A 19,949-nucleotide genomic window follows, 5' to 3' on the forward strand; every position below is an offset into this window, starting at 1 on the left:
GCGCCCATCCACGGAGCAGCCCCGATGACCTTCCGCCGCCTCGCCCTCGCGCTACCTCTGCTGGCCTTGCTGCCCTGTGCGGCGCAGGCGCAGCAGGAAGGCCTGTATGACGTGACCGGCACCAATCTGGACGGCACGGGCTATACGGGCCTGGCGCAGATCCGGACGGTGGGGCTCGCCTCCTTCGCGATCCGCTGGCGGATCGGCAACCAGACGGTGGAGGGGGTGGGCTTCGCCTCGGGCCGCACCGTGGCGGTGGCCTATGGGCTGACCCAGCGGCCGGGCATCGGCATCTATACGCTGAACGCGGATGGCAGCCTGGATGGCGAATGGACCATCGTCGGCGCGCCGGCCAATGCGCGGGAACGCCTGGTGCCGCGGGTGGCATCGCCGGCCGCCGCAGGCGCCGCACCGGCGCCGGCCGCACCTGAGGCGGCGACCCCCGCCGCGCCGCCAGCCGTCATCCCGCCCACCCCGGCGCCGCCTGCCCCGACCGAGACACCCCCCACCCCGGCGCCCCAAGCCCCGAGGTAACACGCGGCTACCGCCCCCGCGCCCGCTTCTCCCCCGCCAGCAGCGCCGCCTTGCGCGGCACGCCCCAGCGATAGCCGGTGAGGTCGCCGCTGGCGCCGACCACGCGGTGGCATGGCACGGCCAGCGAGACCGGATTGCGCGCGCAGGCCCGCGCCACCGCGCGGGTCGCGGCCGGCATGCCCATCTCGGCGGCCAGGCCGGAATAGGTGCGCGTCTCACCAAGCGGTATCCGCGTCAGCGCCTCCCACACCCGGCGCTGGAAGGCGGTGCCGCGCAGGTCCAGCGGCAGGGCCAGCACGGCCGCAGGCTCGGCCAGGAAGCCGGCCACCCGGCTCACGGCGTCGGCCAGATCCGCCGGTGCCGGCTCGATGCGCGCCTTGGGGAATCGGGCGCGCAGGTCGCCCTCCAGCGCCTCCGGTGGTTCGGCGAAGCCGATGAAGCAGATGCCGGCGGCCGTGGCGCCGACCAGAAGCGGGCCCATGGCGCTGTCGGCATGGGCGATACGGATCACCTCCCCCGCGCCGCCGCGCCTTGCCGCGCCGGGGGTCATGCCGAGGTGGCGCGCAGTGTCTTCATAGACCCGGCTCTCGCTGCCGAAGCCGGCACCGGCCACCGCTTCCGCCACCCGGTCCCCAGCCGCGAGGGACGCCTGAAGGCGACGGGCGCGCACCCCTTCCGCGTAGCTGCGCGGGGTCACGCCGGTGATATCGCGGAACAGCCGCAGGAAATGGTGCCGCGCATAGCCGGCACGCGCGGCCAGCACTTCCAGGCTCGGGATGCCCTCCGCCGCCTCAATCAGCGCGCAGGCGGCGGCGACGCCCTCGGCCTGCATCCGGGCGCGTTCGCCCTTCGGGTCGCAGCGTTTGCAGGCGCGGAAACCGGCGGCCTCGGCGGCGGTGGCATCGGCGAAGAAGCGGGTGTTGCGGCGCAGCGGTGGGCGGGCCGGGCAGCCGGGGCGGCAGAACACGCCCTGGGTGGTCACGGCGTAGCAAAAATCGCCGCAGCCGGGGTCTGCCTGTCGGTCCAGAACGGCCTGCCAGCGCAGATCATCGATCGGCAGCGGGGCTTCGGGCATTGGCGTGGTCTCTCAACGTCCCATGCAAGATCGCTGCTGCTGGCCTACCGCGCCATCCGGCCGTTGCGCCAGACTACAGCGCCTCGCCTTCCGCCCGCCGCACCAGGTCGCGGCGCCGCGCGTCGCCGCCGGGCAGGCGCGGGTGCAACGCCAGTGCCGCATCCAGGCTGCGCAGCGCGCCGCGCAGGTCGCCGGCTTCCTCCTGCAACGCGGCGAATTGCAGCAGGGCGCCGAAATGCCGCGGCTCCAGGCGCAGCGCCTGCTGCAGGTCGCGCGCGGCGGCCACGCGGTCACCGAGATTGGCATGGGCGCGGGCGCGCAGCATCCAGGCGTCGGCCGATTCCGGTTCCAGCAGGAGCGCGGCGTCGAAATCCTCCAGCGCCTCCGCCGTCTCCTGCGCCTGGAGGTTGCGCTGGCCTCGGCGCAGCAGCAGCGCGGCGGCGGGGGAGACTGCTTGGCCCCAGAGGGCGCGGATGCGCGATTCGACGATCTGGCCGCCGCCCGGGTCCGGTGCGGTTCGCAGCGCCTCGAACAGCCGGTCCAACTCCGCCTGCCGCTGCGCCGCGGCGCCCTGGGGCGTGGCCTGGGCCTGCGAAGGTTCAGCGAAGGCGAGAAGCGCCAGCGGCAGGAGCAGGAGGCGCCGTGCCATCAATCGGCCCCCTTGCGCGCCGCGCGGATCCGGCCGATCGCCGCTGGTTCCGGCCCGCCCGCCATCCAATCCAGCAATTCGACCGTATGGATGGTGGGCATGGCGCCGCCGGAAAGCTGGGTCAGGCAGCCGATATTGCCGGCCGCGATCAGGTCCGCGCGGGTGCGGTCCAGATTGGCCAGCTTGCGGTCCCGCAACTGCCCGGCGATTTCCGGCTGCATCAGATTGTAGGTGCCGGCGCTGCCGCAGCAGATATGCCCCTCCGCCGGTTCCTTCACCGTGAAGCCGGCGCGCTTCAGCAGATCCTTCGGCGCGGCGGTGATCTTCTGGCCGTGCTGGAGCGAACAGGCGGCATGGTAGGCGACCGTCAGGCCCGGCTTTTCCCGGCTCGGCGCATAGTCGAATTTCACCAGCAGCTCGGAGATATCCATCGCCAGCTCCGAGACGCGGGCGGCGGCTTCGGCCTCCGGCTCCGTGCGGAACATGAAGCCGTAATCCTTCACCGTGGTACCGCAGCCGGAGGCGTTGATGACCACCGCATCCAGCCCCTCCCCTTCCAGTTCCGCCGTCCAGGCGGCGATATTGGCGCGGGCGAGGCGCATGGCCGGGTCGTGGTGGCCCATGTGATGGTCCAGCGCGCCGCAGCAGCCCTGGTCCTTCCGCACCACCACATCCAGCCCCATCCGGGTCAGCAACCGGATGGTGGCGTCGTTGATGGAGGGTGCGAGTACCCGCTGTGCGCAGCCGGTCAACAGCGCCACCCGGCCGCGGCGCGGCCCCTGGGCGCGATGCACGCCCGGCCGGTCCAGCGCGCTCGGCCCGGGCACATGGGCGGGCGCCAGCTTCAGCATGGCGCGCAGCCGCTGCGACGCCATGGAACGCCCCGGCACGAAGCGGGCGAAGTGGCGGCCCAGCGAGGCGCCGATCAGCGCCAGGCGGAACCGCCCGGGATAGGGCAGCAGCGCCGAGAGCAGCCTGCGCAGGGCGCGTTCGGCCGGCGGGCGCTGGTAGGTTTCCTCGATATGCCGCCGGGCATGATCCACCAGATGCATGTAGTGCACGCCGGAGGGGCAGGTGGTCATGCAGGACAGGCAGGACAGGCAGCGATCCACATGGCGGACCACTTCCTCCGTCGCCGGCCGGTCATTCTCCAACATGTCCTTGATGAGGTAGATGCGGCCGCGCGGGCTATCCAGCTCATCGCCCAGCAGCAAGAAGGTCGGGCAGGTGGCGGTGCAGAAGCCGCAATGGACGCAGGTGCGGAGGATACGGTTGCTTTCAGCCGTATCCGGGTCCTTGAGCTGCGCCTCGGTGAAGCTGGTCTGCATGTGGGTCCCCCGGCTGGCGTGAAGATTAAGGGTGCGCCGGGCCTCAGCGCCAGCTTGCCTCCGCGTCCAGAGGGTAGACCGGGCGCGGCAGGCCCTTGAAGTCGAAGCGGGACTGCACCGGGCTGACCAGGCCGGGCGCATCCACCTCCAGGATGCGATCGGGCGTCGCGTAGATGTCGAAGCCAGCGCGGAAATGGCCGCGCGACTTCACCACGATGGTCCGTGCCGCCGCCACCTCCACGCCGAGAATCTCCAGCATCGCCGGGTCCAGCAATTGCCGGCGCAGCGAACCCACGGCCAGCAACAGCCCGCTCCCCTCCAGCTCCAGCAGCGCCGCCGGGCCGATGGAAAAGGCGCGCCCGGCCAGCCCACCGCGGCGGCCGACGCCGGCGCCATCGGACAAGGCGCGGACATGCGCCATGGCGCGGAAGGTCTCGGCAAAGGGGCCGGGGGTGGCGTTGGCCACCGCCTCCATCCGCGCGCCGCGGCCGGCGGCGTGGGCGGCCTGGGCCAGGACAGGGTCCACCAGGATGCCGAAGACCACGCCCTTCGCACCGGATTCGTGCAGCGCCGCCAGCAGCGTCGTGGTGTTGCCGCCACCACCGCCGCCCGGATTATCCGCCACATCGGCCAGGATCAGACGTGGCGCGCCCATCTCCGCCCCCACCGCCACGGCCTGCGCCACCGCATCCGGTATGGGCGTGAGGGTGCGGGACAGCTTGGCGCGATTCTGCCAGATGTCGTTGGACAACCGCTCCACCAGATCCACCGCCGCGCCGACATGGCCAGGCCGGGCGGAGGCCCAGACGCAGAGGCCGCATTTGGCGATATCGGTATAGACGAAGCCGCCGGTGACGGAGACGCCGAGCAGGTTCGGGTCCTCCTCCCGCGCCAACACGCCTTGGCGGATCGCGTCCGCATAGGGGGAGGATTCCGCGGTCAACAAGGTAACGGTGGGGGGCGTCAGCGGCAGCCGGATGAAATGCGTCTCTGGCCGTTCCCCGGTTTCCAGGATGCGGCGCAGCGCAACGGCGGCCTCGGCGGCGCGATCACGCATGTCCACATGCGGATTGGTGCGATAGGCGATCAGAAGATCCGCCAATTCGATCTGGCGGTCGGAGACGTTGCAGTGGAGGTCCAGTGTGCCAACGATCGGCACATCCGGCCCCAGCACATCCCGCAGCAATTGCAGCACGGCGCCGTCCGTATCTTCCTCCTCCGCCGCGCGGCTGGCGCCATGGCTGGCGACATAGACGGCGTCGATCCGCCCGGCCTCGGCCAGGCGGGATTGGATGATCTGAAGGAATTCCGGGAAGATGCCGGGCGCCATGGTGCCACCGGGCGGGGCGGTGATGATGATCAGCGGCACCGGTTCCCAATCGCCGGTCGCATCCATCCGCGCATAGAAGCCAGGGATTTCGGCCGGCAGGCCGCTGACCTTGCTGCGCGCCTGGTGCGTGATGGACTCGCCCTCGGCCCAGGATTGCTGCTGGAAATCGCGCCGCGTGGTGGCGGGGGAGAAGGCGTTGACCTCCAGATGCAAGCCAAGGATGGCGATACGCGGAGCACTCACGGGCTGGACCTCATGCGACCGGGGTTGAACAGGCCCAAGGGGTCGAGCGCCGCCTGCACGCGGGCGGCGATGACGGCCAGCGCGGGGGCTTCGGGCGGAATGACGGGAACGGCAGCGCGCAGCGGGGCGGGGGCGCGGAACAGGGTGAAGCTGCCGCGCACCGCGGCGGCGGCGGCCATCACCGCCCCATGCGCCGCCTCGGTCGCGGGGCCGGCGACCCAGACCAGTCCGCCGCCCCAATCCAGCAGCAACCTGGCCCCGAAGGCGGCCTGCAACGCGGCGGCCAGGGCGGGGGCGGCGCTGGGGCGGATGGACAGGCGCCAGATGGCATCTTCCGCGTCGGCGCCGAGCGGTTCGGCATCGCGGATGCCACGCCAAAGCTCGGTCGAATCCGGGATCAGCGACACGTCGCCATAGGCCGCCAGATCCTCCCGCAGCCGCCCGCCGCGATAGACGACTGACTGGGCAAAATCTTCCAGCCGCAGCAGGGCGGTGGCGCCGTGCGGATCAAGCCGCAGCGCCGCGCCGGTCACACCGAAGGGGCTGGTGAGCCCGGCCGACAGCGCCTTCACCCCCGCGGCAATGTCCGGCACCGCGACGGCGAGGGTTGCGCTGGCCTCGGCGGCGGGCAGCACCTTCATCGTCACCTCGGTCAGCACGCCGAGCGTGCCGTGGCTGCCGGCCAGCAGCTTGCAGAGATCGAGCCCGGTGACGTTCTTCAGCACCCGGCCGCCACTGCGAACCACCTCCCCTGCCCCGTTGACGAAGCGGATGCCCAGCAGATGGTCGCGCACCGATCCCACCGTGATCCGGCGCGGGCCGGACAGGTTGGTGGCGACCAGCCCGCCGATGGTTGCGGGTTCAGCGACGCCGAAAAGGCCGCGCGTATAAGGCGGCTCCGGCGCCAGCATCTGGCCGCGTTCGGCCAGCGTCGCCTCGATCTCCGGCAGCGGGGTGCCGGCACGGGCGGACAGCACGAGTTCGGTGGGTTTGTAGAGGGTGATGCCCGTCAGGCCCCGCGTGGTCAGGCCGCGCGCCGCCTGCACCGGTCGCAGCAGGCCGCGCTTGCTGCCATTTCCCTCGATGGACAGCGGCTCCCGCGCCGCCATGGCGGCCTGGATGGCGGCGACAACGCCGGCCTCATCGGCTGGTGCAATCAAATCGCGCATGCGTGTTCGGTCAGCGGGAAGACCTTGTGCGGGTTCAGCAGCCAGGCCGGGTCGAAGGCGGTCTTGATGGCGCGCTGCTGGTCCAGCTCATGCGGGTGGAACTGCACATGCATCAGGTCGCGCTTTTCCACGCCGACGCCGTGTTCGCCGGTCAGGCAGCCGCCGACCTCGACGCACAGCTTCAGGATGTCGCCGCCGAAGGCCTCGGCCTTGTGGAAGCTGGCCGGGTCGTTGGCGTCGAACATGATGAGCGGGTGGAGGTTGCCGTCGCCCGCGTGGAACACATTCGCCACCTGCAGCCCGTACTGCACGCTCATCTCGCCGATGTGCTTCAGCACGAAGGGCAGTTCCCCGGTCGGGATGGTGCCGTCCATGCAGAGGTAATCCGGGGAGATGCGCCCCACCGCCCCGAAGGCACCCTTGCGGCCCTTCCAGATGGCGATGGATTCCTCGGCCGAGGTCGCGACCTTCAGGCTGATCGGGTCGAAGCGGTTGCAGATTTCCTTGATGCGGCCGAGCAGATCGTCCTGCTCCGCCACGCTGCCCTCCACCTCGATGATCAGCATCGCCTCCGCGTCCAGCGGGTAGCCGGCATGGGCGAAGGCCTCGCAGGCATGGATGCAGGGCTTGTCCATGAATTCCAGCGCGACGGGGATGATGCCGGAGCCGATGATGGCATCCACCGCCTGGCCTGCGATTTCCGTTTCCTTGAAGGCGGCGAGCATGGCGCGCGCGCCTTCCGGGCCGCGCAGGATGCGGACGGTGACCTCCGTGACGATGCCGAGCATGCCTTCGCTGCCCGTCATCAGGCCGAGCCAGTCATAGCCCGCGGTGTCCAGATGGTCGCCGCCGACTTCCACGATGTCGCCGGTCGGCGTGACCAGCTTCAGGCCGAGCAGGTTGTTCGCCGTCACGCCATACTTCAGGCAATGCGCGCCGCCGGAGTTCATGTTGACGTTGCCGCCGATCATGCAGGCCAATTGGCTGGAGGGGTCGGGCGCGTAGAAGAAGCCCTCATGCTCCACCGCCTTGGTGATGCCGAGGTTCGTCACGCCGGCTTCCACCACCGCCAGGCGGTCGTCGAAATCGATTTCCAGGATGCGGTTCATCCGCATCAGGCCGATCACCACCGCATCCTCCAGCGGCAGCGCGCCACCGGAGAGGCTGGTGCCGGCGCCGCGCGGGACCACGCGGATGCCCTGTTCGTGGCAGTAGCGCATCACTGCGGCCACCTGCTCCGTCGTGGCCGGCAGGACGACCGCCAGCGGCATCTGGCGGTAGGCGGTCAGGCCATCGGTTTCATAGGGCCGCATGCGGATCGGCTCATGGATCACCGCATCGGCGGGCAATAGCGCGTGGAGTTCGGCCACGATCGCATCGCGGCGGGCCAGGATCTCCGGCTTGGGCGGCGGCAGGGGGATCATGGGGCGCGCTTCCTTTGCTTGCCTTCAAGATGGCCCCGGCGCGCGAGGGCGGCAAGCGGATGGCCGCGCGTTACCGGAAGCGTTGCGCCACAAATGCGTCGAGCCGCGCCCGGGTTTCCCCGGGGCGCGGCTCGACAAATCCCGTACGGCCCCAAACAGGGGCCGCGGAATCAGCCCTGGCGGGCCTTCAGCCGGGGATTCTTCTTGTTCAGCACGTAGGTACGGCCACGGCGCCGCACCACAATGCAGTTCTTGTCCCGCGTCTTGGCGGTCTTGAGGCTATTGCGGATCTTCATGGTCATGGTCCTGCGAAGGCGGGCGAGATAGGCGGCGAGGCCGGGTGAGTCAACCTCAGTCCGCTGCCAGCTTCCCGGCGGCGCCTTCGGCGGCGATTATCCGCAGGAAGCCGTCGCGCGTCTGCGGCAGCTTGCGGCCCAGGATCTGTTCCGCCACCTGGGTCCGCAGCACCTGCGCGGTGCCGCCCGCGATGGCGAACATCCGCGCATCGCGCAGATAGCGCTCCATCGGGTTGTCCTTCGAATAGCCGGCGGCGCCCCAGACCTGCAGCGCGCTATTGGTTACGCGAATCGCCATCTCGCTCGCAAAGACCTTGGCCTGGGCGGCGGCCAGGCGATCGGGGAAGCCGGCTGGGCCGGCGCTGCGGGCGGCGCGGTGGACCAGGGCGCGGGCGGCCTCCACCTCGATCGACATGTCGGCCAGCATCCAGCCGAGGCCCTGGAATTCCGCGATCGGGCGGCCGAACTGGGTGCGGGCATTGGCGCGGCCCACGGCATGTTCATAGGCCCCGGCCGCCAGGCCGAGCGCCACCGTCGCGGCGCCGACACGCTGGCCGTTATAGGCATCGATCAGCCGCCCGAAGCCGCGCTGCCAGCCGCCCGGAGCGCGCAGCACCATATCATCGGCGACCTCGAGCTCGGAAAATTCCAGCTCCGCCTCCGGCATGCCGCACAGGCCGAGGGAGGGGATGCGGCGGGACACGACCAGCCCTTCCGGGCGCCCTGCCTCGTCCCTGACGACGAGGAAGCCGCCAATGCCCTTGAAGGCCCCATCCTCGATGACCCGGGCGAAGATCAGGTGAAGTCGGGAAACGCCGCCGCCGGTGATCCAGGTCTTGCGGCCATTGATCACCCAGCGATCGCCGCGCTTTTCCGCCGTGGTGGTCATTTCCGTCGCTGCCGAGCCGGCATCAGGCTCGGTGATGCAGATGGCGGGCTTGTCGCCAGCCAGCACTAGGCCGGCGGCCAGCTTCTTCTGGGCATCCGTGCCATAGGCCATGATGGCGCCGACCGCGCCCATATTGGCCTCCACCGCGATGCGGCCGCAGACGGCGCAGGCTTTCGAGAATTCCTCCACCACCAGCGCGGCATCCAGCACGGACCCGCCAGGGCCGCCCCATTCGCGCGGCACGGTCAGGCCGGTGAAGCCCGCTTCGGCCATCTTCCGCACCATCGGCCAGGGATACTGGCCGCTGCGGTCCGTCTCCGCCGCCTGGGCGGCGGCTTCCTGCGCCAGCTCGCGCGCGCGGTCGCGCAGCGCCACCTGGTCCCGGGTCAGCCCATCCATGCCAGTCATGTCGAAAGCCTTTCTTCAATGGCTGCCGCCGCCTGCCTGTCGAGGCCAAGCGCCTGCGCCAGTTCATCCAGCCAGGCGCGTTCCGGCGGCGAGATGTCCCCCATTGCCGCCACCGCACCGGCATAAAGCCGCGCCCGCATCATCGGGTCCGAGGCCTGCGCGGCCAGCGCCGCCGGGGTCAGCGGCTTGTCGAAATCGGTCAGGATGAAGTCCCGTTCCGTGACCGAAAGACCAGCGGAATCAAGCTGCTCCGCGATGCTGCGGCGTTCCTCGGCATCCACCGTGCCATCCGCCTTGGCGGCAGCGATCATGGCGCGAATCAGCAACAGGCCCTCCGCCTCCTCCATAAGGGGCATGTCGGGCGCTTCGGCTGGCAAGGTGTAGGGGCTGGGCGCAGGGGCTGGAGCGGCGGTCCATTCGGGCAGCCGCGCCGATCGGGCGGGCGCCTTGCCGGCCGGTGCAGTGCGGCCGCGCGGCGCCGGCGCCGGACCCTGGGAGGGGCGCGACATCGCCTCGATCGCCACGGTCGCCAGCCGCGCCAGGGTGCGCGCCAGCGCCGCATTGCCGCCGCCGCCGATCGGCGGGCCGGTGCGCCGGATGCGGCGGCGCGGCGGGCGGGCGGCGCCGCCCAGCAGCGCGCCCAGGACGCGGTTCCAGTCCATGCTTCAACTCCCCGGCCTCAGCATTAGGCCCGAAGCCGAGGCTTGCAAAGCGTCAGCGCCCGAGCAAACCGCGCAGCAGATCCGCCGGGTTCGGCCGCGCCTCGCCGCCCGCGGGGGCTGCCTGCGGCGCCGGTGCCGCCGGCGCGCCGGCCACGGTGGGTGCAGGCCCCGCCACGCCGCCACGCGCCGCGGCCAGCGCCGGCTCGCAACTGCCGTGCGCCGCCGGCTCTCCGCCGCGATTGGCCGCGCCGCCCAGCATATCCGCCAGCGCCTGCAAGGACCGGTCCGGCGTGTTCTGCTGCGAGAGGAAGGCGCCGAGGCCGGCCGCGGCGGCCGCCGCCGGTTCCACGCCAACCCGCGGCGCGTTCCAGCGGCCGCCGATATTGACCGGCGCGCGCAGCGCGATGCGGGCGGTGCGCAGATCCGTCAGCAGCCGCACCGCCAGCGTCTCCTCCCCCATGTCGATGACGCCGGAGCCGCCGAGCCGGCCGAGCGCGCCTTCCGCATACAGCGTCTCCAGCCGCAACTGCCCCTCGGCGGCGGGCGCGCGCAGGGCGAAGCAGCGCAGCGGAATATCGCCATCGCCGCCCGGAATCACCGCACCCAGCACCTGCTGTGGCAGGGCGCGCAACAGGCTGCGCGGCACCGCGCCATCCACGAGCGCAATGCCCAGATGCCCCGCCGCCGTCGCCGCCACCGCGCGCAGATCGGCGCCGCGGCCGGCGAGATCGGCATCGATCTGCGCCCGGCCTAGCAGCAGCGGGTCCCGCCCCGCCGCGCGCGACAGCGCCGCGAGATCGAGGCCCGGGGAGCGCGCCGCCACGCGCAGCCGGGGCGGGTCCTGCCGCGCATCCGCCTGCAGTTCCAGAGTCAGCGGCCCGGCCGGGGTTTCGACGGAGACAGGCGCCAGCCGCGCATTGCCGCCGGCAAGCGCCAGCCGCGCCGAAACCTGGCGCCAGGCCTGGCCGCCATAGGTGACGCTGGGCGCGGAGAGGCGCAGATCGGCATCGAAGCCGCGCAGCATCGCTACGGGCAGCGGCGTTGCCGGGATCACCCGGTTGTCGGCGGCCGCAGGGGCCGCGGCCGGTGCGGCGGGCGCAGCCGGCGCGGCGGAAGGCACGGCGGAAGGCGCCGCGGCCGGGCGCGTGGCGGCGAGCAGCGCATCCAGGTCCAATCGCGGGAAGGCCAGCGTGCCGCTGAGCGCGGTCCGCGCGCCGGCGGCCAGCGCCAGGTCGCCGCGGACTTCCGCGGCCGGGACCGCGGCGTTCAGCCCGGTAATGCGGACACCACCTGCCATGCCCGGCCCCGGCATCGCGACCTGCCCGGAAAAGCGACCCTCCCCGCGCAGCCCGAAGGGCGCGAGGTCCGCGGCCTGCGCCGTGATGGCCAGGGCGATGCCGCGCAGCTCGCGCGGCTGCGCGATGCGGCCCGCCGCGGTGGCGGTGATGCCGGCACCCTCCGCCCGCAGATCCAGCGGCAGCGGGCCGCTGGCGCCGGCCAGCAGCAGCGCGGGCGTGCCGGCGGTGCCGGAAAGCCGCAGCGCCTGGCCGTCCAGCACCACTTCCCCCGCCAGGGTGATCGGCGCCTCCAGCCCCGGCGCCGCCAATTCGGCGCGGCGCAGGACCAGGCCCGGACGCAGCGTGGCGAGGTCCGACTCGCCCACCGCCAGCTTCAGGTCGCGAATTTCGGAGACCGCGCCGCCGGTGCCGGATGCGGCGGCGGAAGCGACCACGGCGCGCAGCGGCGGCAGCGTGGCGCCCTGCACCAAGGCGGACAGGCGCGACAGGTCGGGCACCTGCGCCTCCGCCGTGCCGGTCCAGGCCTGGCCGGTGAGGGTGCCAGCCACCCGCGCCTCGGCGCCGGCGATGCCGAGCGTCGCCGTCACCGGCCAGGGTTCCGCGCCACCAAAGGAAGCAAGGCCGCCGGTTTCCGCGCGCACCGCCACGGCCTGGCCGCGCAGCACCACCTCACCCTCCGCCGTCATGCCGCCGCCGAGCGGGGCGGTGGCATCGAGCTGGGTGATCTCGGCCGTCTCGGCCATGCCGCTGCGGGCATCGCGCCAGCCGATACGGCCGCGCTCCAGGCGCAGCGCGTCGATACCGAGTGCCAGTGCCTCCCGCACCGCTTCCTCCGGCGCGGGGGCGGCGGGGGTGGCTGCGCTCGGGGTGCGGGTGAACTGCCAGTTGCCGCGGCCCTGGGCGTCCACCTCCAGCAGCAGATCGGGGTCCTCCAGCTCGATGCGGGAGATGCGGATTTCGCGGGAAAGCAGCGGCAGCAGCGCGGCCTGCACCTGCACGCGGCTGGCCGTCAGCATGTTCGGGCGGCTGGCACCCTCGGCGTTGGCGAGGGCGACGTCGCGCAATTCGACGGTCGGCACCAGGGAGATGGCGAGGCGCATCTCCCCCACCGTGAAGGTCCGGCCGGTGGCGCGCTCAACCGCGGCCACCAGGCGGGGGCGCAGCGCTTCGGCATCCAACAGAAGCAGCGCGGCGCCGAATGCGAGGGCTGGCAGGCCGATGACCAAAGCCAGAAGAATCCAGGGCCAGCGGCGCCGGCGACGGGGGGGCAGGGAAGTGCTCATGCCCTACCCTACCATCCAACCCTCAGTGAGAGGCAGCGCCGGTCTTCAACTCACCCGGCGCGGTTTTGGCGTGCGGGGAACCTCGAAGCCGAAGAAGGCAAAGGTTTCCTTCATGTGCTGCGGCAAGGGGGCGGCAACTTCCAGGAAACCGCCGGTCGGGTGCGGCAGGCGCAGCGCGCGGGCGTGCAGATGAAGCTGCTCCGGCAGCCCCTCCATATGCGCGGCCTGGCCGCCATACTTGCCATCGGCCAGGATCGGGCAGCCCAAGGCCTCCGCGGCATGGACGCGAAGCTGATGGGTGCGGCCGGTCAGCGGCTTCATCTCGATCCAGGCAGCCTTGCGGCGCACGGCATCCAGCGTGCGGAAATCCGTGATGGCGTGCACGCCATCCTCGCCCTGTTCGGCCGGCGCGGTGCGTTCGCCCCGCGGGCCGCCCTGGCGGATCAGGGCCATGTTGATGCGGCCGGCGGGCGGGCTGGGCTCGCCGAGGACCACGGCCCAATAGGTTTTCTCCACATCGCGGGACCGGAAGGCGGCGGCGAGCTTGGAGGCCGCGCCCACGGTGCGCGCCAGCACCAGCACGCCGGAGGTGTCGCGGTCCAGGCGATGCACCAGGCGGGGGCGTTCGGCGGCACCCAGTTGCAGCGCATCCAGCATGCCATCCAGGTGCTTGGTGATGCCGGGGCCGCCCTGCACGGGCAGGCCATGCGGCTTGTCCAGCACCAGCAGTTCCGCATCCTTGTGGATGATCATGCGCAGCAGCGCCTTGGCATCCCGCTCATCCACCGGCTTCGGCGTGCGCGGCAGCGCGGCGTTCGGGTTCTCGGTGAAGGGCGGGATGCGGATTTCCTGGCCGGCTTCGAGCCGGGTGTTGGCCTCCGCCCGCTTGCCGTCGACGCGGATCTGGCCGGTCCGCAGCATCTTCTGCACGGCACCCTGGGTGAGCGCCGGCACATGGCGCTTCAGCCAGCGGTCCAGACGGGTGTCGCCCTCATCGGCGGCGACTTTTTTCAACTGCACGGTCATGGCACGGGCCATAGCACGGGATGGACAGGCGCGCAGGCGCTGGATAAAGGTCATTCAACTGACCTAAGCGGGGGAACAATGGGCGAGAGCCTGGATGCGCTGGATGAGGTCGCTTTCCGCGCGCACGTCCGCGGCTGGATCGAAGCCAACTGCCCGCCCGAGCTGCGTCACCCGCAGCGCCGCCTGCACTGGCGGGACAACAAGCCCTGGTACCTGAAGCTGTCCGAGCAAGGCTGGCTCGCCCCAGCCTGGCCGGTCGAGCATGGCGGCATGGGCCTGGACGCCGCGAAGCAGCTCATCCTGATCGAGGAGCTGGAGCGTCACGGCGCGCCGCGGATCAGCGACATGGGCGTGCTGATGCTGGGGCCACTGCTGATCAAGCATGGCTCGGACGCTCAAAAAGCGCATTTCCTGCCACGCATCCTCTCCGGCGAGGATATCTGGGCGCAGGGCTATTCCGAGCCCAATGCCGGGTCGGACCTGGCCGCGCTGCGGTTGGAGGCGCTGGATCAGGGCGACCATTGGGTGCTGAACGGCCAGAAGACCTGGATCACCTTCGCCAACGACGCCAACTGGATTTTTGTGCTCGCCCGCACCGACAAGGCGGCGAAGAAGCAGGAGGGAATCAGCTTCCTGCTGCTGCCGATGGATAGCCCGGGCATCAGCGTGCGGCCGATCCTGAACCTCGACCTGCATGACGAGTTCTGCGAGGTCTTCTTCGACGCTGTCCGCGTGCCGAAGGACATGCTGGTTGGGGAGGTCAACAAGGGCTGGACCTACGCCAAGGCGCTGCTGGGCTTCGAGCGCATCGCCATCGGGTCGCCGCGCCTGTCCGCCAATGCCCTCGCCGCATTGAAACGCCTGGCAGAGGCGATGGGGCGGGCGGAGGACCCGGCCTTCCTCGACCAATATGCGCGGTTCCGGCTGGATCTGGCGGATTTGAAGGCGCTGTACGAGCGGTTCCTGGCGGCGCTGAAGCGAGGGGAGACGCTGGGGGCAGAGGTTTCAATCCTGAAGATTGTGGCCTCCGAGCTGTTCCAGCGCATCACCGACGCGCAGTTGGAAATGGCGGGCGAACATGCCGGGCTGCTGCACCCGATGCCCGGCCCGGCGCTGCATCCGGCGGGGCAGTTCCTGCTGGCGCGGCCGTCCACGATCTTCGGCGGCTCCTCCGAAATCCTGCGCAACGTGTTGTCCCGTGCATTGCTGGAGTTGCCCGCATGAGTGCCCTGCCAAAGATCCGCGTGCTGGATATGACGCGCGTCTTCGCCGGTCCCTGGGCGGCGCAGATGCTCGGCGATTTCGGCGCGGAGGTGGTGAAAATCGAGCAGCCGGGCGGTGGCGACGATGTGCGGCGCATGGGGTTTCGCAGGACCGGCGCGGATGGCAAGCCGGTGGGCGAAACGTCATCCTTCCTGTCGATGAACCGCAACAAGCGATCCATCGCGCTGGATATCGCCAAGCCGGAGGGCGCGGCGCTGCTGCGCGCCATGGCGGCGAAGGCCGATGTCTTCATCGAGAACTTCAAGACCGGGGGCCTGCGCAAATACGGGCTGGATTACGCCACGCTGGCGGAGGTCAATCCGAAGCTGGTCTATTGCTCCATCACGGGTTTCGGCCAATCCGGCCCCTATGCGGCGCTGCCGGGCTACGACCCGATTTTCCAGGCAATGTCGGGGCTGATGAGCGTGACCGGCGTGGCCGATGGCGAACCCGGCGCGGGGCCGGCCGTGGTCGGCTACAGCGTGTCGGACATCAATGCGGGGATGTATGCGACCGTCGCCATCCTCGCCGCGCTGCACCACCGGGATACGGTGAGCGGCACCGGCCAGCATATCGATCTGGCGCTGCTGGATGCGCAGGTGGCGGCGCATTCGCATATCGCGATGAACCACCTGGTCTCCGGCCGGATGCCGGTGCGGGCGGGCACGGCGTCTCAAATCAACACGCCCTGGCAGGCGTTTTCCACCGCCGACCGGCCGTTGATGGTGGCGGTGGGGAATGACCGGCAGTTTTCTCAACTCTGCCAGGTGCTGGACGTGCCGGCTGATCCCCGCTTCGCCACCAATCCGCAGCGCATGGCGCATCGCGATGTGCTGCTGCCGTTGTTGCAGGAGGCGTTCCTGACGCGGCGGGCGCAGGACTGGATGGACGCGTTGAACGCAGTCGGCGTGTCCTCCGGCCCGATCAACGACTTCGCGGCCGTGGCCGAGGACCCGCAGATCCGGCATCGGGAGGTGTTTGCCGCAACGCCGGATGGCGCGCCGACCATCGCCAATCCGGTGCGCTTCTCCGACACGCCGGTGGCCTATACGCGTGCGCCGCCGACGCTCGGGCAGCATACGGCGGAGGTGCTGGGCGAATGGCTCGGCACGGATGCCGCGGAGGCCGAAAGACTGGCCCAGGCGGGCATCGTCGCATGAGCATGGTCGAGATGATCCGCGACAGCGCCGGCGCCGTGGCCCCGCGCGGCGGCGCCCTCACCCGCATCCGCGCGCTGCGCTTCACGCGGCCGGGCTTCGACGCCGCCATGTGGCGGCAGATGGCGGAGATGGGCTGGGTCGGGCTGCGCGTGGCGGAGGACCAGGGCGGCACCGGCCTCGGCATGGCGGAGTATTGCGCGCTGGCGGAGGAACTCGGCCGCGGCCTGGTGCCGGAACCGCTGGTGCAGGGCGCGCTCTCCGCCGCGCTGCTGGCGGGGTGTGGCGACGACGCGGGGCTGGCCGCGCTGCTGGCCGGCGAGGCGCTTCCGCTGGTCGCCTGGCAGGAACGCGCCGACACGCTGGAGGCGCCCGGCACGGCGGGGGCCGTGCGGCTGTTCGTGCCGATGGCGGCGGGCGCCACGCACTTCCTGCTCCCGGTGCGCGAGGATGGCGCGCTGGCGTTGCATGCGGCGGAGGCCGTGCCCGAGTTCGTCGAGACGCAGGATGGCGGCCACTACGGCACGGTCACCGCGCGCGGCGCGCGGATCGGCGCGCTGCCGACCGACGCGCTGGAACAGGCGCTGGACGAAGCCGCGCTGGCGACTGCGGCGATGCTGCTGGGCGTCATGGAGCGCAGCTTCGCCATGACGCTGGACTACCTCCGCACCCGCCAGCAATTCGGCAAGCCGATCGGCAGTTTTCAGGCACTGCAGCACCGCGCGGTGGACCTCAAGATCCAGGTGACGCTGACCCGCGCGAGCGTGGAGGCCGCGGCGGCGACGCTCGATGCCGGCGCGGCGCCCGCCGCACGGCGCGCCGCCGTCTCCCGCGCCAAGGTGCGGGCGGCGGAGGCGGCGATGCTGGTGACGCGGGAGGCGGTGCAGTTGCATGGCGCCATCGGCTACACCGACGAATACGATGTCGGCCTGTATCTGCGGAAGGCGATGGTGCTGGCGAACCAGTTCGGCAGCGCGGCACTGCACCGGCGCCGCTTCATGGCGAATGCGGTGGATGCGGATGACTGAGCTACCGGCGGAACAAGCCGTAGGTCAGCGCGAAGGCGGCGAGGCCCAGCACCAGTGACGCCGCGACATACGCCGCGGCGATCCATGGGTTGCGCTCGAACAGAAAGCCCGTCTCCAGGCTGAATGCGGAGAAGGTGGTGAATCCGCCGAGCAGGCCGGTGACCAGCAGCAGCCGCATCTCCCCCTGCACGCCGAGCGCGGCGGCCAAGCCGATGGCGGCGCTGCCGAGGACGTTCACCGCCAGCGTGCCCCAGGGGAAGGTGACGCCGAACTGGGCGACCGTGAGAAGCGCGATGGCGTAGCGCAGCACCGAGCCGATGGCGCCGCCAAGGGCGACGAGGAGGATGTTGGTCAAAGGCGGTCCCGCCCGCCCGGGGGGCGGTGATGCGGCGCCTGGGCTGGTGAAGCCCCCCTCACCCAACCCTCTCCCCCCGTTGGTTTGCTTTGATCATCGCTTGCGCTTCCTGGCGCGAAGTGAATCCCATTCCTTCATCCGCGCCGCCACCGCCGCCTCCGCGCCGCGATCGGTTGGGCTGTAGAAGCGCTGCTTCTGCATCCCCGGCGGCCAGTAGTCGGCGCCCGAGAAACCTTCCTCCGCGTCGTGGTCGTATTCGTAGCCCTCGCCGTAGCCGAGTTCCTTCATCAGCTTCGTCGGCGCGTTGAGGATGTTGGGTGGCGGCATCAGGCTGCCGGTCTGCTTCGCCGCGCGCATCGCAGCGCCGAAGCCCGCATACAGCGCGTTGGATTTCGGCGCGGTGCCGAGGTGAACCACGACCTGTGCCAGCGCCAATTCTCCCTCCGGCGAGCCCAGCCGTTCATAGGCCTCCCACCCCGCCAGTGCGATCTGCAAGGCCCGGGGATCGGCCATGCCGACATCCTCGGAAGCGAAGCGCAGCAGGCGGCGGGCGATGAAGCGTGGGTCCTCGCCGCCCGTGAGCATGCGTGCGAACCAGTAGAGCGCCGCATCCGGATCCGATCCGCGCAGCGATTTGTGCAGCGCGGAGATGAGGTTGTAGTGCTCCTCCCGGTCCTTGTCGTACAGCGCCGCCCGTTTCGCCAGCAGTGCCGCCAGGCCGGCGGGATCCAGCAGGTCGCCGCCCGGCGGCAGGGCCAACAACTGCTCCACCATGTTCAGCAGGTAGCGGCCATCGCCATCGGCCATGCCGGCCAGCGCCGCGCGGCCGTCGGGCATCAGTGGCAAGGGGCGGGCTTCCTCGGCCTCGGCGCGGGCCATCAGATGGTCCAGCGCCACCTCATCCAGCCGCTTCAGCACCAGCACCTGGCAGCGCGACAGCAGCGCGCCGTTCAGGGCGAAGGAGGGGTTTTCGGTGGTGGCGCCGACCAGCGTCACGGTGCCGTCCTCGACCACCGGCAGGAAACCATCCTGCTGCGCGCGGTTGAAGCGGTGGATCTCATCCACGAACAGCAGCGTGCCGCGGCCGTTGCGGCGGCGCATGCGGGCTTCGTCGAAGGCCCGCTTGAGGTCCGCGACACCCGAGAACACCGCCGACAGCGCGACGAAGGACAGCCCCGCCGCCTCCGCCAGCAGCCGCGCGATGGTGGTCTTGCCCACCCCCGGCGGCCCCCACAGGATGATGGAGGACAGACTGCCGCGCGCCAGCATGCCGGTCACGGAGCCTTCTGGCCCCACCAGGTGATCCTGGCCGACCACCTCCTTCAGCCGTCGCGGACGCAGGCGATCGGCCAGGGGGCGCGGGCCGGGGGGTGGCGCCGGCGCCTCGGAGTCGGGAAGGCTGCCGAACAGGTCGGGCGGTACGGTCATGGCGCGCAGTCTAGCCCGAAGCGGGGTGGCGGGAACGGGGCGGGCACGGCATGTTGCGCCCAAACCAATCGGAGGTTCCGCCATGACCATTCTCAGCCGCCGCAGCCTGGCCGCCGGCCTGCTCGCCGCCCCCTTCCTGGGCCGCGCTGCCGCCGCGCAGGGCAGCGCGCCATGGGCGCCGAGCCGGCCGATCCGCCTCATCGCCCCCTACCCGCCCGGTGGCGGCGTGGACACCACCTCTCGCCTTCTGGCCGTGCCGATGGGCAGCTTCCTCGGCCAGCCGGTAATCGTGGAGAACCGCGCCGGAGCCGGCGGGTCCATCGCCGCGGCGGATCTGGCGCGCAGCGCGCCGGATGGCCAGACCATCATGATCGATGCGCTGGCGCATACGGTGAACCCGTCCCTGCTGCGCGGCCTGTCCTTCGACTACGCCACCGCCTTCACGCCGATCAGCCAGGTGGTGGTGCTGCCGCAGATCCTGGCGGTGAACCGGGACATTCCCGTCAGCACGCTGCCGGAATTCGTGGAATGGGCGAAGGCGCGGCAGGGCACCCTCTCCTACGGCTCCTCCGGCAATGCCACCGCGGCGCATCTGGCCGCCGCGCTGTTCCTGAACCGGGCGGGGCTGGACATCCAGCATGTGCCCTATCGCGGCGGCACGCCGGCGCTGCAGGATTTGCTGGGCGGGTCCATCACCTTCGTCTTCGGGACGGTGTCCTCCTCCCTCCAGCTTGCGCGCGACGGGCGCCTGAAGCCGCTGGCGGTCAGCACCGCGCAGCGCATCGCGGCGCTGCCCGACGTGCCGACGGTGGCCGAGCAGGGCTTCCCCGGCTACGAGCTGAATGAGTGGAACGGCCTGTATGCCCCCGCCGGCCTGCCGCCCGCCGCGACGCAGCGGCTGTATGAGGCGGCGAAGCACGCGCTGGAGGATACGACCGTGCGCGCGCGGCTGGACACGCTGGGCGCGCTGCCGCTCGGCACCACACCAGCCGATTTCGCCCGCTATGTGGCGCAGCAGCGGGAGATCATGGGCCAGCTCGTCCGCGACGCGAAGATCGAGGTGGGTTGACCACCCCGCCACCCCATCCATCTGAGCCGCCGACC

Annotated in this window: 18 protein-coding genes; 5 read left to right on the forward strand and 13 right to left on the reverse strand. The window is 71.2% G+C overall.

Going from position 1 to position 19,949, the window contains the following annotated elements; genetic code table 11:
* Positions 1 to 24 precede the first annotated feature (24 nt).
* On the forward strand, positions 25 to 534 hold the full coding sequence (locus ACFHNC_RS09560) for a hypothetical protein (RefSeq protein WP_437169000.1): 510 nt from the start codon (positions 25 to 27) through the stop codon (positions 532 to 534).
* Between the two features lie 7 nt (positions 535 to 541).
* Here ACFHNC_RS09560 and ada read toward each other — a convergent pair whose 3' ends face one another.
* The 11 genes from ada to ACFHNC_RS09615 form a co-directional block, all read right to left on the reverse strand.
* Entirely contained in the window at positions 542 to 1,609 is a 1,068-nt protein-coding gene (gene ada, locus ACFHNC_RS09565; protein ID WP_437169001.1) for a bifunctional DNA-binding transcriptional regulator/O6-methylguanine-DNA methyltransferase Ada, read from the reverse strand.
* Between the two features lie 73 nt (positions 1,610 to 1,682).
* Entirely contained in the window at positions 1,683 to 2,258 is a 576-nt protein-coding gene (locus tag ACFHNC_RS09570) for a tetratricopeptide repeat protein (protein WP_437169002.1), read from the reverse strand.
* The gene (gene glcF / locus ACFHNC_RS09575; RefSeq protein WP_437169003.1) at positions 2,258 to 3,586 is read right to left on the reverse strand and encodes a glycolate oxidase subunit GlcF; all 1,329 of its coding nucleotides are present in this window, start codon (positions 3,584 to 3,586) and stop codon (positions 2,258 to 2,260) included. The genes ACFHNC_RS09570 and glcF overlap by 1 nt, the downstream gene beginning before the upstream one ends.
* Before the next feature lie 43 nt (positions 3,587 to 3,629).
* Positions 3,630 to 5,159, reverse strand: a complete 1,530-nt coding sequence (locus tag ACFHNC_RS09580) for a M81 family metallopeptidase (RefSeq protein WP_437169004.1) — start codon at positions 5,157 to 5,159, stop codon at positions 3,630 to 3,632.
* Complete coding sequence (locus ACFHNC_RS09585) at positions 5,156 to 6,328, reverse strand: FAD-binding protein (RefSeq protein WP_437169005.1); 1,173 nt, start codon at positions 6,326 to 6,328, stop codon at positions 5,156 to 5,158. Before ACFHNC_RS09585 ends, ACFHNC_RS09580 begins: the two co-directional genes overlap by 4 nt.
* Positions 6,316 to 7,752: an FAD-linked oxidase C-terminal domain-containing protein gene (locus ACFHNC_RS09590; RefSeq protein ID WP_437169006.1), complete on the reverse strand. Its 1,437-nt coding sequence runs from the start codon at positions 7,750 to 7,752 to the stop codon at positions 6,316 to 6,318. Before ACFHNC_RS09590 ends, ACFHNC_RS09585 begins: the two co-directional genes overlap by 13 nt.
* Positions 7,753 to 7,922: 170 nt before the next feature.
* Positions 7,923 to 8,048 carry a type B 50S ribosomal protein L36 gene (ykgO, locus tag ACFHNC_RS09595; RefSeq protein WP_168050529.1) on the reverse strand — a complete coding sequence of 42 codons (126 nt, stop codon included), beginning with the start codon at positions 8,046 to 8,048 and terminating at the stop codon, positions 7,923 to 7,925.
* A 55-nt stretch (positions 8,049 to 8,103) separates the two neighbouring features.
* Positions 8,104 to 9,345 carry a 3-sulfinopropanoyl-CoA desulfinase gene (acdA, locus tag ACFHNC_RS09600; protein ID WP_437169007.1) on the reverse strand — a complete coding sequence of 414 codons (1,242 nt, stop codon included), beginning with the start codon at positions 9,343 to 9,345 and terminating at the stop codon, positions 8,104 to 8,106.
* Positions 9,342 to 10,007: a DUF533 domain-containing protein gene (locus ACFHNC_RS09605; RefSeq protein ID WP_437169008.1), complete on the reverse strand. Its 666-nt coding sequence runs from the start codon at positions 10,005 to 10,007 to the stop codon at positions 9,342 to 9,344. The genes acdA and ACFHNC_RS09605 overlap by 4 nt, the downstream gene beginning before the upstream one ends.
* A 52-nt stretch (positions 10,008 to 10,059) precedes the next feature.
* The gene (locus ACFHNC_RS09610) at positions 10,060 to 12,588 is read right to left on the reverse strand and encodes an AsmA family protein (protein ID WP_437169009.1); all 2,529 of its coding nucleotides are present in this window, start codon (positions 12,586 to 12,588) and stop codon (positions 10,060 to 10,062) included.
* 45 nt (positions 12,589 to 12,633) lie between these two features.
* Positions 12,634 to 13,614: an RluA family pseudouridine synthase gene (locus ACFHNC_RS09615; RefSeq protein WP_437169010.1), complete on the reverse strand. Its 981-nt coding sequence runs from the start codon at positions 13,612 to 13,614 to the stop codon at positions 12,634 to 12,636.
* A gap of 78 nt (positions 13,615 to 13,692) precedes the next feature.
* On the opposite strand from ACFHNC_RS09615, the gene ACFHNC_RS09620 reads away from it, so the two are divergent.
* The 3 genes from ACFHNC_RS09620 to ACFHNC_RS09630 are packed head-to-tail and all read left to right on the forward strand — an operon-like array spanning position 13,693 to position 17,062.
* Positions 13,693 to 14,838 carry an acyl-CoA dehydrogenase family protein gene (locus tag ACFHNC_RS09620; protein WP_437169011.1) on the forward strand — a complete coding sequence of 382 codons (1,146 nt, stop codon included), beginning with the start codon at positions 13,693 to 13,695 and terminating at the stop codon, positions 14,836 to 14,838.
* Positions 14,835 to 16,037, forward strand: coding sequence for a CaiB/BaiF CoA transferase family protein (locus ACFHNC_RS09625; protein ID WP_437169012.1), 1,203 nt, complete (start codon positions 14,835 to 14,837; stop codon positions 16,035 to 16,037). Before ACFHNC_RS09620 ends, ACFHNC_RS09625 begins: the two co-directional genes overlap by 4 nt.
* Positions 16,034 to 17,062: an acyl-CoA dehydrogenase family protein gene (locus ACFHNC_RS09630; RefSeq protein WP_437169013.1), complete on the forward strand. Its 1,029-nt coding sequence runs from the start codon at positions 16,034 to 16,036 to the stop codon at positions 17,060 to 17,062. Before ACFHNC_RS09625 ends, ACFHNC_RS09630 begins: the two co-directional genes overlap by 4 nt.
* Before the next feature lies 1 nt (position 17,063).
* On the opposite strand, the gene ACFHNC_RS09635 is transcribed toward ACFHNC_RS09630, so the two are convergent.
* Together ACFHNC_RS09635 and ACFHNC_RS09640 are read right to left on the reverse strand one after the other, a co-directional pair.
* Positions 17,064 to 17,417, reverse strand: coding sequence for a fluoride efflux transporter FluC (locus tag ACFHNC_RS09635; RefSeq protein ID WP_437169014.1), 354 nt, complete (start codon positions 17,415 to 17,417; stop codon positions 17,064 to 17,066).
* Between the two features lie 93 nt (positions 17,418 to 17,510).
* Positions 17,511 to 18,845, reverse strand: a complete 1,335-nt coding sequence (locus ACFHNC_RS09640) for a replication-associated recombination protein A (RefSeq protein WP_437169015.1) — start codon at positions 18,843 to 18,845, stop codon at positions 17,511 to 17,513.
* 82 nt (positions 18,846 to 18,927) lie between these two features.
* Between ACFHNC_RS09640 and ACFHNC_RS09645 the strand changes: the two genes are divergently transcribed.
* The gene (locus tag ACFHNC_RS09645; protein WP_437169016.1) at positions 18,928 to 19,914 is read left to right on the forward strand and encodes a Bug family tripartite tricarboxylate transporter substrate binding protein; all 987 of its coding nucleotides are present in this window, start codon (positions 18,928 to 18,930) and stop codon (positions 19,912 to 19,914) included.
* Positions 19,915 to 19,949 lie beyond the last annotated feature (35 nt).

The organism is Falsiroseomonas sp. E2-1-a4 (genome assembly GCF_051433165.1).
GTDB lineage: Bacteria > Pseudomonadota > Alphaproteobacteria > Acetobacterales > Acetobacteraceae > Falsiroseomonas.